The following is a 16,355-nucleotide window of genomic DNA, read 5'->3' as shown; positions in this document are numbered from 1 at the left end:
GACCTCCTATTTACTAAAAAACAATCATGTAAGTAACCAACGTACAACCAATCGAAAACAATATAAATCTAAAAAACAACTGAGCTTTCGATGCAAACGATCCATCAATGAAAGAAACAACTACCGTAAGCAAAACGCTTGCCGCAATGCTTGTAACGAGCCAGATACTATGCATTTGTGATAAATTTAGCATGCCTAATAAAGGGACAAAAAGTAAATTTGCACAAATCACTCCAAATAATAATAAAAACACACCTTTATAACTAAATTTTATATTCATTCAATTTCCCCCTTTCTAATTTTAATGTGAAAGAAGTGATAGACAAAAAGTCTATCACTCAAAATAACAGCATGCAGATTAAGGATTAACCGACTCTCCGTCACCATTCTTTTCAATTTCAAGCATATTTTTGTCGTACATTTTAAAGAATGGTAAATAAATAAGGAACGATATTGCTATATTTATAAAAACTAATACAATCGCACGCCAATCTCCACCTGTTGCTAAATATGCACCGATTGGAGCAGGTAATGTCCATGGCGGCATAATATGCGTTGGTGTTACAAATCCCATTGCGGTTGCAGCATACGCTATAGTAGCTGTTACTAACGGTGTAATGACGAAAGGAATAATTAAAATTGGATTTAATACGATCGGCAAACCGAATATAACCGGTTCATTTATATTAAAAATCCCAGGGACAATACATGTTCTCGATAATGCTTTCGAATATTTTGATCGACCAAATACAATCATAGCTAACACAAGCCCTAACGTTGCACCCGAACCACCAATCCAAATAAACCATTGATAAAACGGTTCTGGTGCAATAAACGGAAAATGACTCGCTCCACTTGCTACAGCTTCACCGTTCTTTCCTAAATACACATCCCAAAGTGGCCTTGCCACAGTACCTACAACTGATACTCCGTGTATCCCGAAAGACCAGAAAAACGTAATTAAAAATACAGGTATAATAACGCCAAAGTAACTATCACCAGCTTTTACTAACGGTGCGGCTAGTTTATCTACAACGTAATGTAAATCAACTTTAAAAACGACTGTAATAAGACTCATAATAATAATAACGAATGCTGCAGGTATAAGTGCTTCAAATGAACGTGATACTGACGGTGGTACTTGTTCTGGCATTTTTATCGTTACGTTATTCTTCTTACAAAATCTTAAAATCTCAACTGATAAAATAGAGACGATCATCGTCACAAATAATCCATGACCTCCAAGATTTGTCATCGGAAGCATGAATCCTTTTTTATCAATTAACTCAGGCGTTAATGTTAAAAGTAGTGAACATACCGCAAGCTGTGCTCCTGATAAAGCATCTAATTTATAACTTTTCGCTAAATTATATCCTATTCCAAATGCTATATATAAGGACATAATAAACATAGTTAAACGATATGGTATCAATATACTTGTTTGATTCTTTAATGCCCAAACCGATATGAAACTATCTTTCGGCAGTGGTGGAAATGCTACTATTAAAAAAAAGCTTCCTACTATAATAAATGGTAACGCCGAAATAACTCCATCACGGATTGCTTGTAGATGCCTCTGCTCAGAAAGCCTTGCCATCGGGCCAGATAAGTTTTTATCAAGAAACGTGACAAACTTATTCATAACGCTTCCCCCTAACTAATTAATTCATTTACAGTTTTTAATAAAGTCGGGCCTCCAAGTGGCGTGTATGCTTGCGGTGGAATGATGCCACACGGAATAGATTCCTCCTCTGCAAATTTTTTTACAGAGTCAAATCGGTGTCTTATTTGAGGTGCCACCATTACGACATCCCAGTCATTCTTTACTTCTTCCTCTACCTCATTCGTTCCAATTGCATGCACTTCCATGTTTACACCATTTTTCTCCGCTTCTTTTTTTAAAGCGTTTACAACAATTGCACTGGACATTCCTCCAGAACAGACGAACAAAACTTTCATTTATTAATCCTCCTATACTTATAATTTATTACCCTTCAAATGAAAGGAAGTTTCACTTTACTAACAAGCATATGAAGTAGTAAATGAATTTAGTTATAATGAAAGTAAATTTCATTAAAAATATTTTTCCTATTAAATTAATGTTTCAATATGCAATTTTCTCTATTGCAAAGTCAACCTCGCCTCCTATATTATTTTAAATAATCATATGATAGGGAGGCGTATAAATGATCGTTAAACGTTTATTAATGATATGTTGTATCGTCATCTTGTTCATCCCTTTCTCTTTCATTCCCCCTCACTCTACTTATGCTGAAGTAAATACTGCATACAAAAAACATGAATTACGTGCTGTATGGATTGCATCTGTTCTGAATATTGATTGGCCCTCAAAAACTGGCTTACCCATTGAAAAACAGAAACAAGAATTTATAAGATTATTAGACGATGTAAAAAGCACTGGTATGAATGCAGTTGTTGTACAAATTAAACCAACCGCTGATGCTTTCTATCCTTCAAATTACGGTCCTTGGTCTGAATACATTACAGGAACACAAGGAAAAGATCCTGGTTATGACCCGCTTGCATTTATGATTGAAGAAACTCATAAAAGAAATATAGAATTCCACGCTTGGATTAACCCATACCGAATAACGATGAATCACACCGATATAAATCGATTATCGAATAATCACCCTGCAAGGCAACATCCCAATTGGGTTGTCTCTTATGGCGGAAAGTTATATTACAATCCCGGTATTCCAGAAGTGAAAAAATTTATAACAGAAGGTGCTTTAGAAATCGTGCAAAATTACGATATTGATGCGCTGCATATGGATGATTATTTTTATCCATATAAAGTAGCCGGTGAAGAATTTCCAGATCAGAAAACGTACGAAACATATAATAACGGTAGATTTACAAATATAGAAGATTGGCGACGTAACAATGTAAATGAACTTGTAAAAGATTTAAATACTGCTATAAAACAAGAAAAATCATATGTAAAGTTTGGCATTAGTCCGTTCGGCGTATGGAGAAATATAGCTGACGATCCGACTGGCTCTAACACAACCGCAGGCCAAAGAAACTATGATGACCTTTATGCTGACACACGTGAGTGGATACAAAAAGGATATATTGACTACATTACACCGCAAATATATTGGAATATAGGTTTCACCCCAGCTGCATATGACATATTAGTAGATTGGTGGGTTAAAGAAACAAATAACAAACCGATTCACCTATACATCGGTCAAGCGGCCTATAAAATTAATAATAACTCCGTCCCTGCTTGGTCTGATCCAGAAGAATATCCAAGACAAATTGCATTAAACCGGCTATATCCTGAAATAAAAGGTAGTATGCATTTTAGCTTAAAAGATATTAATAACAATCCACTTGGAGTTAAAGATAGACTCTCAAAAGACATATATAAATATCCTGCATTAATCCCGCCTATGCCTTGGCTTGATCATGATCCACCAAAACAACCGACTTTAAAAGGCGCCATTCCAAGAGATGAAGGTATTGCAATCGGTATCATTGACAATAGAGATAATGATTCTGCTTATTACGCTATTTACCGCGCGAATGGGAAAAATGAAGTGGATATACAAAATCCGAAAAATTTACTTACTACTGTAAGAAAAACAAAACTTGGAGAAATTTATGTAGATAAAACAGTTATTTCTGGAGAAACGTATACGTATGTCGTAACTGCAGTTGATCGATTGCATAATGAAAGTGTGGCTTCTAGTAAATCTACTATTCAAGCAAAATAAAAGTAAAAGCCCCCATTTTTTTGAATGCGGGCTCTTACTTTTATTTTCGTAGTTCACTATATTGAATATGAATTCTATTCTCAGGGTTTTTATCTACTGTGTAAAGTACAAATAAGAAGAACCATTCTAGTGGCTTCATTAAAATATAAACAAAATCAGCCGACCATTTCGTATTAATATGTTTACTAATCGGATAACCGTATTTATCATAAAAATTACGAATAACTTTATGACATTTTGGTACCCGCTCCTCAATTACATTTTCAAAAGCGTTCGCAATTAATAACTGTCGATTAACTGTAATTCTTTCCCCATGCCTAATTCCTGCTCGTAATGGCTTAACGATGTTTTTATGGCCTTTCACAGAAACTGTACATAAATAATGCCCATCGCCGGAGACAATTTGAGGACTTGGGGCAGGAATCTTAGAATAATTAAAACTACTTGTTTCCATAAACACTCTTATAAAACTATCTGGTTTTTGGCCAAACAGTATTAAAATAAATTGAACAATTAACAAGACAGGAAATAAACTTATCATCCAGACTGTAGCCATTTTTTGATATCCAAAAGAAATACGATACAGCAATAATATAATTCTGTTGCTCTGCGTATAATCTTTCTCATTCTGAGATTGTATGAAATAACCTAATGTATTTCTTAATTTAGCTAAGAATAATAGACTAAAGGCAAGCATTCCAACTTGAATACAAAAGACTGGAATGTATCTCAATCCTCCTAATTCCGTATAAAAGGCAAAGCCTGTATGGGTAATATAGATGAATGTATATACAATGTTTACTATCATTAAAGTACTATAAAAAATATAAAATATTGGTGAAAGTTTTATTAATCCTGTTGTTAATCTCCAATACGAAACTCCACCTAAAATAACTAAGAGAACTACTATCGCAATGTAGTCATGGGCTAAAGAAGCATATTGATCAGACATCATTCCGTTCTTTTCAAATTTATGTAATGGTATTCCTGCTCTTACATCATTTGCATTCCACATAATACCTAAACCAAAGATAAAATAACTCAAACCCATTGATAATATTTCCTGCGGCTCGAACTTTAGTATACTTGAGGAATTCTCCTTCTTCGATTGGAAACTATCCCAAGCTTTACTAATAGGGTAGCCAAGAAATAAAAATAGAATTACAAATAGTATGACTAACTCAAATAGCACAATATCATACCCCTTTTATAATAATTGTTTACACAAAGTATAAAAAAACACTCTATATTTTACCATTTATTAACGTTTGTATATACAATTTCACAAAAGATTACACTCCCTCAATTCAAAAAAAACGCCTAAAAGCTGAAACATTCAACTTTTTAGGCGATCTCTTCTATTTATTCTTAAACTTCTCAGTCGCTGCTCTCATCTTCACATTTAAATCGTGATCAATTGAGTCGCGAATATCTCGCTCTACTACTTCCATTTCTTTTTGGAAATTTTCTAAGTAGATTTTCAGTTCTTCTTCCTTCTCTGGTCTTTGTGAAGGCGGTAATTGTACTACCAACGATAACATAGCCGTTAAATCTTTCAATAAGAACGTTTCAAGTTTATGTTGTTGTTCAAACATGCGTTGCTCTTGATAGTACGGAAGTGCATTCAATACTGAAATTGTAATATCATCAACCGTTCTTTGTAATGAAGGATTTATTGAGCGTTTATACGCTTGAATTGTATTTAATGCGTCTGGATAACGGTCATAAAAATACAATTTGTAAAATGATAAGTCTGTCGGTTTTACAGTTTGCTGTGTTTCTTGTCTTAAGAAATCTTTCACTTTCATCGCAGCTACATCAATATCTTCATTCGTAAGCTTTTTCGTAGTTTTTGCCATTACATGCACTTTTTTCTGCTTTTCTTTCGGTAACATCGAGAAGACTTGTTCTCTCGTACGTTGACCTGATGCACAAAATAGAGTATTTAATGTATTTTGTTCTTTCTTTCCTTCAGTGCGAATCCAACGATAAAACAGTGGATGTTGTGTAAATTCTTGTAGAAACGGTATTGATTTGTTTGATAACTTGTCTAAAGAATCTTGCGCTCTTTTATATGGCTTCGTCCATGAAAAATACAGCTTCCGTCCGAAATATACCACTAAAACAACGACAGTAAATGCTATTAAAAGCAATGTACCGAGTAGTAATAATACTGTTTGAATGAAACTCATTTGTTCACCTCCTCTAATAATCCGTTATTTCCTTGGACGCTGAATGAGTTTCTGCTTCATCTCATCATTAAATGTGTCTAGTTCAATAACGAACTTCTTACTTGACTCGATAATACGTTCTGACGATTTTTCAGATGCTTCAATTGCAGCGAACACATTTTGGAATGATTCACGTAATTTATCCATGCTAATAGCAGGGTTTTCAAGCAATTTTGTCGTTTCTTCTGTATTTTGTTTTAACGCTTGAGAATTACTTAATACCATCGATTCAATTGCTTCATTTGTCGCATTCACTGCATCGATTGTTTTCCGTTGATTTGTTAACGCTAACTGAATAGCAGCTGAAACCGTTACAACGTTTTGCGTCATCGTAATTGCATTACGAATTGCCTCTGTTAACTTTTCATTATTTTTCTTAATAATGTCTACAGATGCGATAGATTGTAATAAAACACTTTTCGCTTGCTGCATATTACGTGTACGTACAAGTATCTTTTCTAACGCATCGTTAATTAATGGAATATCTCTTTGACGTTCTGGATTTTGTTTCTCAGCTTCCAGCATGCCAGCAAGTTTTCTCCCTAAGTATACTTGCTTATCAAGAGCGTGAATTTTATCATGCGATTGCTCTTTAAGCATTTCAAGACCAACTGTATCTTCTTGTAAGTTGTCACGACCAATTAGAAGGGATCTTATAATCTCCTCAATTTGCTTATCTATAGATTGATATTTATGCACGTATGTTTCAAGTGGGTTTTTCTTGAATACTTTAAACATAATTTTCTTCATACCACTTGCTTTTAATGAATTCGGATCAAGTTCTGATACCACTTTTCGTAATTCTAACAATGTATTTGGAATTTCTTCGTTTTTTCCATTCATCATCGCTGTTACAGGACGTTTTAATGCTGACAACGTTTGTCCTGCTGCTTGTTGCTCTTTATCCCCTAAATCTCCTAGCTGAGACAATACTTTTGATAAATCTGTATTTTGCTCGCTATTTAACTTTTGTACATAAAGATCAGCTTCTTTATTTAGTTCCTCTAATTCTTCATCTTTTATAACTGTATCAACTACTACTTCTACATTATTATCTTTCACAATGGATACAGGTTCTTTTTTCTCGAGTTCAGTCAACAAAATCGCTCCTTTATTTATATGTGCGAATTTATATGCACTATATTTCATCAATTATATCGTATTTCATATACATTCTGACTGCTTGAAATCGATTTTTTTAGAAATGCCTGTTTATGCAGTCATTCCCTGTTTCTTACTATAAGTATACCTGTAATCAACATAATTTTCCTCAGACTTAAGACCTAGAGAACGACATGCTGAAGGCGGATTCTTCGTATGTTACTATAAATTATGTTCTTCCTATCCTACTGTACTCAATCTTTTGACATACACCCTTTTTCAATGTGATAATTATATTACGCTATACCCTATTTCTTCTTATGCGCTACAAATGCTCCATTTTGAAATGCCAATAAAACCGTTTCAAACATTTCATCTTCTTCTATCATTTTTATAAACTCATCTAATTCACTCGCATGAGAGGTTGCGTTATCAACAACAAGAAAACCCTTTGGTTGTAAAATGCGTTTTATATGCTCAAGCCACCACATGTATTGCGTACGCTCTGAATCTAGGAAAATAAAATCAAATGAATGATCTAATTGCGCATCTAAAAATGCCCCTGCTTCTTGATTATGAACATCAATCCTTTGTAAAAGGTTTGCCTTTTCAAAATTGACAAGTGCCTCTCCAACTCGTTCTGAAGAAAGCTCTACAGTTGTTACATTTCCATTTGTTTCTTCTACCGCATTAGCTAACCACAATGTAGAATAGCCATTAGAAGTTCCGATTTCTAAAATGTTTTTTGCGCTACACCCTTTTACTAAAATTGATAAAAATTGCCCCATCTCACGAGTAATATTCCGTAATTTTTCTTCCCGTGTTTTTTTATTTCGATCATGCTCTTCTCCATATTGTTCAAGTTGAAATAATAATGAATCTAACGTATCCATTTTTTTCATCGCCTTTCCAAAGCAATATGATGAAAAAGCTCTTGCTGCCCGTCTACTTTTTATTATATGCGAAACAAAAACCTTTTTCCTGTTATATGACAAAGATTTATAATTTTTTATAGCATATTGTTTCGTTTTTTGGTAAAGTTAATTTCTACGTGCAATTATTCCATTCATATTATTTCATATTAAAATTGCAGTTATTAAATTATATAAACCCCATTTAAATGAATCGGTATTTCAAATTCAATTAAGCGCCCTTTTCGGACGCATTTTCTTTGTTTATATATTTCCAGAAGAAAGGATGCTTACAAATGAACGTGATTAGCTTAGATGCTGCTCGAAAACGAAAGCAGCATAAAAAATTAATGATTACTATACCGATTATTACACGTATTTATGAAGAAGACGGGGAAATTAAATTTGAGGTAGCTGGCGAAAAAGATGTACCTCTTGAAATGTTAGAAAAATAATAAAAAAACGCATTTCTGAAGAAATGCGCTTTTTTATATTTTTACATTTAAATGCATAAGTTTTTCAGGGTTAACCATCATATAAATATTTGAAATTTTCTCATCCTCAAATGCAAACGAAAGAACATAAGTTACTTTATTATTTATTGTAACTATAACTCCTGGTATACCATTGACCATTTTGAAATCAACAGTGTACTCTTCTGTCAATCGTTGTGCAATCCCAAAGAACAAACGTATAATTCGATCCGCAGAATAAATCGGGTTAATAGCAGTCGTAACTTTACCACCACCATCAGCTTTGAGTATAGCATCTGTTTTTAATACTTCTAACATACCTTCCGCATCCCCACACTGTAATGATGATACAAACTTTTCAACATAAGAAGCCATTTTCTCCGTGCTTAATTTTGATTGCTTCGGTTTCTCCAACATGCTTTTTCGAGCACGTTGAAAGATTTTCCTGCAGTTCACACTACTCTTATCAACAATTGAAGCTATTTCTTCGTATTCATAACTGAAAACCTCTCTTAATATGAAAACAATCCTTTCTACCTCAGATAATTGTTGTAAAAGTAATAAATATGCGGTGGAAAGGGATTCTTTCATTATAAATGACTTTGATGGCTCATCACTCTCTTCTACAATTGGCTCTGGCAACCACATCCCTACATACACGTTACGTTTATGCGCTGCCGATCGTAATTTATCAATTGAACGATTTGTCGCCATCTTACATAAATATGCTTTCATATTTTCTATAGATTGAGGATCTTCTATATTATTTAGCGAGATAAATACATCCTGAACGATATCCTCAGCATCCATAACACTCCCAAGGATTCTGTATGCTAACGAAAATAATAATGGTTGATACGCTTCATATAACTGCTCCGTTTCCATGATGAACTGCCTCACTTTCATATTGCTTTAAAATGTGTAACGCTGCACGTTTCCCGCTTGCTACCGCAGCATCAGCTAATATTTCATCATGCCCTGCCCAATCTCCTGCAACATAAACACCTGGCATTTCAGGTATATTAGGACCCGGCTTTTCAACACGGTCAATATGAGGAAAATCATGTACTACTGTTATTTTCGGTAAATATTGCTGTGCAACAACTTCTCTTTTCCAATTTGGATGTAACAACTCCATCGTACTTTCCAACTGTTCTTTATCTTCATGAATATGATTCATCTCTAGCATAGGATTATGGTACTTAATTAGACTCACTGCAATTGATCCATCTTCACTTAATTTAGCTGCTCTCGATTGATTTGTGAAAAATATAGGTTGATCTAATCCTAATACAAATTGATGTGTAGGATTGGGTAATTGTCTCAAGCCAATATCTAATGCAGCAACAGTAACCGGTACCGATTGTTCACTCCATCTATGCAAACTTGTTCCTTCTGCACCTTTTATTATTTTACAAGCCTCTTTTGGCGGAGTCGTCACGATGACTGTACCTACTTCAAAAACCTCATCATCAACACAATGTATTCTTTGTTTATCTTCATAATGCTCTATTTCCAAAACATGCTTTTTAGCCAAAAATTTTACCCCGACATCATTCGCTAAATCTCTTAATTTTGTTATTATCGTCTCCCAACCACCATCTACATAAAGCACTCCTGCTTTTATAGAAAGCTGTATTTGCTTTAGTACAGATGATGCTAATTGTATTGTAGGAGCAAACGTATATGTTGTTGTCCGGCATAGCGCATAAAATATATTGCGAACCATTGGATCTTTTATTTCATTTTCTGCCCATGTAGTTAGACTCATTTTCGGAACTTCTCCTACATCTAAATTTCCTAAACGAATCATAAGACGTGAGAATTGTACTTTTGCAGACCACGAAAGTAGTGGTGTTGATAAAATTGAGCGAAAATCTGTTGGGATGGTGAATATATCCCCTTTCCATATTCCATGTGCTTTTGTAGATGGTATTCCACCTGGAAGATTCAAACCGAGCTCATTAAAAGTTATAAACGCTGCTCCGCCTCTATATAAAGCATGTGCACCAAGATTCATGCAGATTCCATTTTTATTTATAGTCATCCCTCGGCCACCGAATTGACTGGATTTTTCTAATACAATCACTTTCTTTCCAGCTTTCGCTAAATATATAGATGCTGTTAATCCAGCAAGCCCACCGCCAATAATTGCTACATCAAATGTATTCATAATAAAATCCCTCCTTATCGTTCTACATACAAGACGAACGATTAAGGAGGGATGTGACATGAAAATAAATTTTTATTACCCTACTTTATTTCATTACTTTTTAATTCGGTCATATTGCATACGAAATAACTCAATTGCAAATGGAATATCCTCTTCACTCTTTATATAATAACTGATCCATCCTGATTCAGGTAATACGTGATGTGGTTTTACCAATCCTTGCTTCACTAATTCATCTCGCTTTAACTTCGGAAATGGTAAATCAGCTAATTTATCACCATGAAGATGGCCAAGTTCTTTCTTACCATAATTTATTTCAATACCACCAAATCGATGCGGTTTTTCAGAAACACCCGCCCAGCTGAGTACTTCATTTCTAATCATTTCACTAAATGACATGAACATTCACTCCTTATAAATGATTGATGTACTTTTAAATTAACATTTTCATTACTTTTTTCCATCAATCCAAAGTATGAATGGGAATACGAATATAGTTTAGTATTAACACCTTATTCTTTATGAAATAAGTGAATTTATTAAGCTGCCGACAACAGCACAAAACAAAGACTAGACTCATATCCTAATTTTGTAACCTAACTTCCCTATAGAAAGGCGGGTAATACAATTGACTGCCAACATCGACTATACCTCTCCCTCAACCAATTTTACTTATAATGTAAATAAAAGTAATTTTTTTCGGAAAGATGCCCAAAATTATATAAATGTACTCGGTATTAAACAATTAAATACTTTAGAAAATACTTCTTTATTAGATATTTATTTAAGTACAGGAAATGTTGTAGAACCACATATTCATCAAAATGCAGCTGAACTTGTTTATTGTATTTCAGGGTCTGCTGTTGTTTCTTTACTTAATCCATTTACGAATCAAATTTTAAACTTACCGATAAAACCGGGGCAAGTTGCCAACATTCCACAAGCGTGGTGGCATTATGAAATTGCTACAGCAGATAATACTCATTTATTAGCTATTTTCAATGCCCCAGCGCCAGAAGTTATTTTCGGTTCTGATATTTTAAGATTAACTCCGGCTCATATGATGGCCCATACTTACTGCCTCAATGAACAACAATGGAAACAAGCGGTTTCCCCTATTCAATCAACTACTGTAATTGGTCCTCCGGCAAACTGCAATCAAAACCGTGAAACGAAAAATTATCCAACCCAGCCCCTCGCTCAACAACATAATCCGCATCACCAAGATTCTTATTACTTTCCTCTTTACTGGGGCTATTAATTTGTAAATTTTCAAAAAAACACAGTTTATCTCCTAGGAAAATACCGAGGAGATTTTTTTATTGTATCTTCTCTTCCTATTAAAAATAGTAACAATTGATAGTGTACATACATATAATATTTATATATTAAATTGGAGGTGATAGTACTATGAGTAATTATAACTATCGAAAAAACTACTCTTATAATAAAAATAGTAGCTCTTCAGCATCCTCTCAATCTTCCAATTCTCAATCTTCCAATTCCCAATCGCAAAGAGACTTAGCCGAGCAAGGCTATGTAAAGAAAAAAGGATGTAACTGCAATAAAAATAAATAGTTTATTTTATGGATGAATTCTTTTTTAAAAGAATTCATCTTTTTTTGCTGATCGGAAATTTTTAAAGTTACATAACTTATGCCTTAAATGAGAAAGGGTAAATTATACTTTTTTATACGAACTTAATAAAGAGTAATTATTCAATTGATTTATTACTTATTTCCTCAAAAAATATAGTCCTTCCTAAATTTATTAGGAAGGACTATATACAAACCCCTGTTTAATTTCCTACTAAACATTGTAACAAATTAAACGATATTAATACCTGCACTTACAAATCCAGCAACTGCAGCTATTGGACTTGCTGCTGTTAATGAAACATATAACAGTATTTTATCCCCAGCTGCTACTGGAATAGCTTCAGGTATGATTCCTGATGCTGTAGAACCAATCGCTATTGCGGCAAATGCTGGTGTTAATAAAAGAGGTGCGCCTTGTACTGTAAACGTATTGCTTGCTGCAGGTGCAGTTAATATTTGTATTTGCACTTGAACAGGTGATAATGGAGCTAATGCAGCTGTTGCACTAAAGAAACCAGCTAATGACGTAATAACCCCTGCGCGTGGTGCTACAAATGCATAATCACCTACACCTAATGCTAATGTGATACTTGTTCCACCAGTTAAAGCTACACCAGGCTGACTAAATCCAAATCCAAGAAGAGTTCCTGTATTAGCTATTAACGCGTTAACTAACGCAGATGGTGTTGTACCTGAAGCAAATGGAATAATAGCTCCGCCACCAGTTGCACCAGTTGCTCCTGTTAAACCTGTTGCTCCTGTTAAACCTGTTGCTCCTGTTGGACCTGTTGCTCCTGTTGGACCTGTCGCTCCTGTTAAGCCTGTTGCTCCTGTTAAACCTGTTGCTCCTGTTAAACCTGTTGCTCCCGTTGGGCCTGTCGCTCCTGTTAAGCCTGTTGCTCCTGTTAAACCTGTTGCTCCTGTTAAACCTGTTGCTCCACCAGTACCTGCTGGACCTGTCGCTCCTGTTGGGCCTGTTGGACCTGTCGCTCCGCCTCCTGGACCTGTTGGACCTGTTGGACCTGTTGCTCCGCCTCCTGGAGTAGCACCAATTAATTGAGTTAATAAGTTTAATAAAAGTTGTAAACTTGCAGGGTCAATAATTAAAGAGAAGAAGAATGGTGCAAGAGCACTGTAGAATTGTTGTAATAAAGAAAGTAATTGACTTAGATTTGGGTTAGGAGATTGTAGTAAATTAATAATACTTTGAATTAATTGTTTTAAGAAATTCCCTTCTGGGGAAGGTGCTAATTCATTTAGTAAGTTCAATAGTTGAGTAAACAAATTGAGTAAAGCTAATCTGTTTGCATCACTTGGATTTGCAAAAAACGCTGCAATAGCCGCTATTAAAGAGTTTAGTAAAGTAATTAATCTACCTAATTGCTCACTAGTAATTGGAACTGTTTGTGGATTGTTACAGCAATCTGGAGTGAAAACAATCGGATTATTGCAGTGGTTATGACCAAAACAATTATTGTTTGTCATTTATGTCCTCCTTACTTGTTTTATATTTGAGTTTTTCCTATTATAAGGATCATAAAGTTGTAAAAAAATATGTTATATATTGACTTAAAATAGGAAACATGAAATATAATTAAACTTACAAACGCTATTTAATTATGTTCATGACTCACATATTAATTATATGTTTTTAATAATTGACTGCTTAGATTAAATACCTAAACTTACGGGTTTATTTTATTTTTCCACGTTTATCTCTTAGGTTTAAATACACATATTAATTTGAATATACTCAACAATTAACAGTGCTATTTTTTTATATAAATATACATTATTTCTTTACTAAGATTGTGTTCTCTTTTTAAGCATGAAGCCGTTTGTATTATAGAGAACTCTCATATAATATATTGAAAAATTCATTTTATATTTTATTCCAATACACTGTGAAAAGGATTGAAGTTAAAATTCCTATCATTCAACCATTTATGACAGCTAGAAATTGAATGTACCTTCACTTAATTTTAACTATTTAAATATAAAACAAAAAAAGACAGATTCCTTTTCATTAAGGATCTGTCCTTTTAATTAATAATGATAAATTGTAATATAATTGAAGATCCTTGCGATGGAGGTTGAGTATCCAATAAAGTTAATTTACCAGTACTCACCTCATATAATGGCTGTGGTTGCATTATTCCATTAATAAATAAATTAATATATGAAACTTCACTAGGCGATAATATATTCGTTGTACCATATTGAGGTATCCCATCGGCATCTGTATATATAAGTTTCTCTCCATCTGCAAAAGTATAATATAACAAATTGGTTGTTGTGATAGGACCAATACCCCCAGTAGGGCCTGTTGCTCCGGTCGGCCCCGTTTCTCCGGTTGGGCCTGTTATTCCGGTTGGGCCTGTTTCTCCGGTCGAGCCTGTTTCTCCGGTTGGGCCTGTTATTCCGGTTGGCCCCGTTTCTCCGGTCGGCCCCGTTATTCCAGTCGGGCCTGTTATTCCGGTTGGCCCCGTTTCTCCGGTCGGCCCCGTTATTCCAGTCGGGCCTGTTTCTCCGGTCGGTCCCGTTTCTCCGGTTGGGCCTGTTATTCCGGTTGGGCCTGTTGCTCCGGTCGGGCCTGTTTCTCCGGTTGGTCCCGTTATTCCGGGCGATCCCGTTATTCCAGTTGGTCCCGTTGCTCCGGTTAGCCCGGTTACTCCAGTTGGTCCCATTATTCCGGTTGCTCCTGTTGCTCCGGACGGCCCCGTTGCTCCGGTTGGTCCCGTTATTCCGGTTAGCCCGGTTATTCCAATTGGTCCTGTTGCTCCGGTCGGTCCTGTTATTCCGGTTGCTCCTGTTATTCCGGGCGGCCCCGTTATTCCGATTGGTCCCGTTATTCCAATTGGTCCCGTTGCTCCGGTCGGTCCTGTTACTCCAGTCGGTCCTGTTATTCCAGTCGGTCCTGTTATTCCAGTCGGTCCTGTTATTCCGGTCGGTCCCGTTATTCCAGTCGGTCCTGTTACTCCGGTTGCTCCCGTTATTCCGGTTGCTCCTGTTATCCCTGTCGCTCCGGTCGGTCCCGTTATTCCAGTTGGTCCTGTTGCTCCGGTTGGAATATAAATTGGTGGAAGAATCGGAAATGTAGGTCCAATATTTTCTGGTCCTATCATCCCCTTATTCAATGATAATTTGTCATTGCGTTTCAAGTTAATACCTCATTCCACATGTTTTTTAACTCATACATATCATTTAGACCTTATCATTAAAGAATAACTTTATAACTATTCTCTTTTCTTCTCATAATAATTATTACATGTATTAAACATTTTACCGTTGCTATAGCCACTATTATTAATATAATAAATTGATCATTCTATTTAAAAAGTATTAAATCTATAACATTCTTATTTAAAAAGATGAGGTGATTTATATTCAAGATAATAATGAAATTAGAAAAAAGGAACTAATGTCAATGGCTCTTGACATTATTTTCCCTTACAGGCTTACGGGGCCTACCGGGAATACTGGATCTACTGGAAGTACTGGACCTACCGGAAGTACTGGGCCTATCGGAAGTACTGGACCTACCGGGAGTACTGGGCCTACCGGAAGTACTGGACCTACCGGAAGTACTGGTTCAATCGTTACAACAAACTCTATGTTCGCTAATAATACATCAGGTGGTTCTGTTTCAGTCGTATTAGGAGGAACAAACATTCCACTGGCAAATAACCAAAGTCTCGGTAATTTTACAGTTAACGCTTCAAATGACGTATTTACAATTCCTGTAACTGGAAGATATCATTTAACCTATCAAGTTAATACGACAACCGCTCTACTTGCTGGAACTAGACTACTATTAAACGCTTCTACGCCAATTCCTGGCTCTATTTTTTCTCCCGCTTTATCCACTTCAAATTATAGTAATAACTTAATTACTAATTTAAATGCTGGTAATACAATCTCACTACAATTATTTGGTATATTATCCGTCGTGAATTTAGTTGGAGGCGGATCAACAGGTGCCTCTCTTACAATTATACGAATTGATTAAAAAAATGATTCATTGTTTTTATAATAAACAATCTAAATACTCAATTGATAAATATTACGATAGTGATTAAGTAATAAAAATAAATTTTACTATATCCATAGTAGAAAACATCT

The 16,355-nt window shown here is 35.1% G+C and carries 16 protein-coding genes; 4 read left to right on the top strand and 12 right to left on the bottom strand.

All coding sequences use genetic code 11. The features are described 5' to 3' along the window. Nucleotides 1–13: 13 nt before the first annotated feature. From MKY21_RS12010 to MKY21_RS12000, 3 genes are all read right to left on the bottom strand, one after another. A complete protein-coding gene (locus MKY21_RS12010; RefSeq protein WP_001021966.1) occupies nt 14–280 on the bottom strand; it encodes a hypothetical protein in 267 nt (88 codons plus the stop codon). A gap of 78 nt (nt 281–358) precedes the next feature. Beyond that, complete coding sequence (locus MKY21_RS12005; RefSeq protein ID WP_001032289.1) at nt 359–1,642, bottom strand: PTS sugar transporter subunit IIC; 1,284 nt, start codon at nt 1,640–1,642, stop codon at nt 359–361. An 11-nt stretch (nt 1,643–1,653) separates the two neighbouring features. After that, on the bottom strand, nt 1,654–1,959 hold the full coding sequence (locus MKY21_RS12000; protein WP_000865905.1) for a PTS sugar transporter subunit IIB: 306 nt from the start codon (nt 1,957–1,959) through the stop codon (nt 1,654–1,656). Nucleotides 1,960–2,186: 227 nt separating this feature from the next. On the opposite strand from MKY21_RS12000, the gene MKY21_RS11995 reads away from it, so the two are divergent. Continuing rightward, nucleotides 2,187–3,746, top strand: a complete 1,560-nt coding sequence (locus MKY21_RS11995) for a glycoside hydrolase family 10 protein (RefSeq protein WP_000636011.1) — start codon at nt 2,187–2,189, stop codon at nt 3,744–3,746. A 40-nt stretch (nt 3,747–3,786) separates the two neighbouring features. On the opposite strand, the gene MKY21_RS11990 is transcribed toward MKY21_RS11995, so the two are convergent. The 4 genes from MKY21_RS11990 to MKY21_RS11975 all read right to left on the bottom strand — a co-directional run bounded on the left by MKY21_RS11990 (nt 3,787) and on the right by MKY21_RS11975 (nt 7,980). Continuing rightward, the gene (locus MKY21_RS11990; protein ID WP_016117914.1) at nt 3,787–4,938 is read right to left on the bottom strand and encodes a DUF6688 domain-containing protein; all 1,152 of its coding nucleotides are present in this window, start codon (nt 4,936–4,938) and stop codon (nt 3,787–3,789) included. Between the two features lie 166 nt (nt 4,939–5,104). Continuing rightward, nucleotides 5,105–5,938, bottom strand: a complete 834-nt coding sequence (locus MKY21_RS11985; protein WP_000008376.1) for a DUF3974 domain-containing protein — start codon at nt 5,936–5,938, stop codon at nt 5,105–5,107. A 24-nt stretch (nt 5,939–5,962) separates the two neighbouring features. Continuing rightward, a complete protein-coding gene (locus MKY21_RS11980) occupies nt 5,963–7,075 on the bottom strand; it encodes a toxic anion resistance protein (protein WP_000137408.1) in 1,113 nt (370 codons plus the stop codon). Between the two features lie 311 nt (nt 7,076–7,386). Then, complete coding sequence (locus MKY21_RS11975; RefSeq protein WP_001999789.1) at nt 7,387–7,980, bottom strand: O-methyltransferase; 594 nt, start codon at nt 7,978–7,980, stop codon at nt 7,387–7,389. Nucleotides 7,981–8,285: 305 nt separating this feature from the next. On the opposite strand from MKY21_RS11975, the gene MKY21_RS11970 reads away from it, so the two are divergent. Then, entirely contained in the window at nt 8,286–8,444 is a 159-nt protein-coding gene (locus MKY21_RS11970; RefSeq protein WP_001100984.1) for a hypothetical protein, read from the top strand. A gap of 33 nt (nt 8,445–8,477) precedes the next feature. Here MKY21_RS11970 and MKY21_RS11965 read toward each other — a convergent pair whose 3' ends face one another. The 3 genes from MKY21_RS11965 to MKY21_RS11955 form a co-directional block, all read right to left on the bottom strand. Continuing rightward, a complete protein-coding gene (locus tag MKY21_RS11965) occupies nt 8,478–9,347 on the bottom strand; it encodes a sigma-70 family RNA polymerase sigma factor (protein WP_000447142.1) in 870 nt (289 codons plus the stop codon). Then, nucleotides 9,325–10,635, bottom strand: a complete 1,311-nt coding sequence (locus MKY21_RS11960) for a phytoene desaturase family protein (protein WP_001091200.1) — start codon at nt 10,633–10,635, stop codon at nt 9,325–9,327. Before MKY21_RS11960 ends, MKY21_RS11965 begins: the two co-directional genes overlap by 23 nt. A gap of 93 nt (nt 10,636–10,728) precedes the next feature. Next, a complete protein-coding gene (locus MKY21_RS11955) occupies nt 10,729–11,034 on the bottom strand; it encodes a luciferase domain-containing protein (protein WP_000010317.1) in 306 nt (101 codons plus the stop codon). 229 nt (nt 11,035–11,263) lie between these two features. Here MKY21_RS11955 and MKY21_RS11950 point away from each other — a divergent pair, with 229 nt between their 5' ends. Beyond that, a complete protein-coding gene (locus tag MKY21_RS11950) occupies nt 11,264–11,896 on the top strand; it encodes a cupin domain-containing protein (RefSeq protein WP_086392409.1) in 633 nt (210 codons plus the stop codon). A 565-nt stretch (nt 11,897–12,461) separates the two neighbouring features. Here MKY21_RS11950 and MKY21_RS11945 read toward each other — a convergent pair. Then, nucleotides 12,462–13,718 (bottom strand): exosporium glycoprotein BclB-related protein, encoded by a 1,257-nt coding sequence (locus MKY21_RS11945; protein ID WP_283746628.1) that lies wholly within the window; start codon nt 13,716–13,718, stop codon nt 12,462–12,464. 557 nt (nt 13,719–14,275) lie between these two features. Beyond that, entirely contained in the window at nt 14,276–15,394 is a 1,119-nt protein-coding gene (locus MKY21_RS11940; protein ID WP_341076322.1) for a DUF4183 domain-containing protein, read from the bottom strand. A 215-nt stretch (nt 15,395–15,609) separates the two neighbouring features. On the opposite strand from MKY21_RS11940, the gene MKY21_RS11935 reads away from it, so the two are divergent. After that, nucleotides 15,610–16,242: a BclA C-terminal domain-containing protein gene (locus MKY21_RS11935; protein ID WP_080467900.1), complete on the top strand. Its 633-nt coding sequence runs from the start codon at nt 15,610–15,612 to the stop codon at nt 16,240–16,242. Nucleotides 16,243–16,355 lie beyond the last annotated feature (113 nt).

The organism is Bacillus sp. FSL R9-9497, assembly GCF_038005805.1.
GTDB classification, from domain to species: domain Bacteria; phylum Bacillota; class Bacilli; order Bacillales; family Bacillaceae_G; genus Bacillus_A; species Bacillus_A cereus.
Note: the sequence above shows the minus strand (reverse complement) of the source record. Positions and strands in the feature narration are given on the sequence as shown.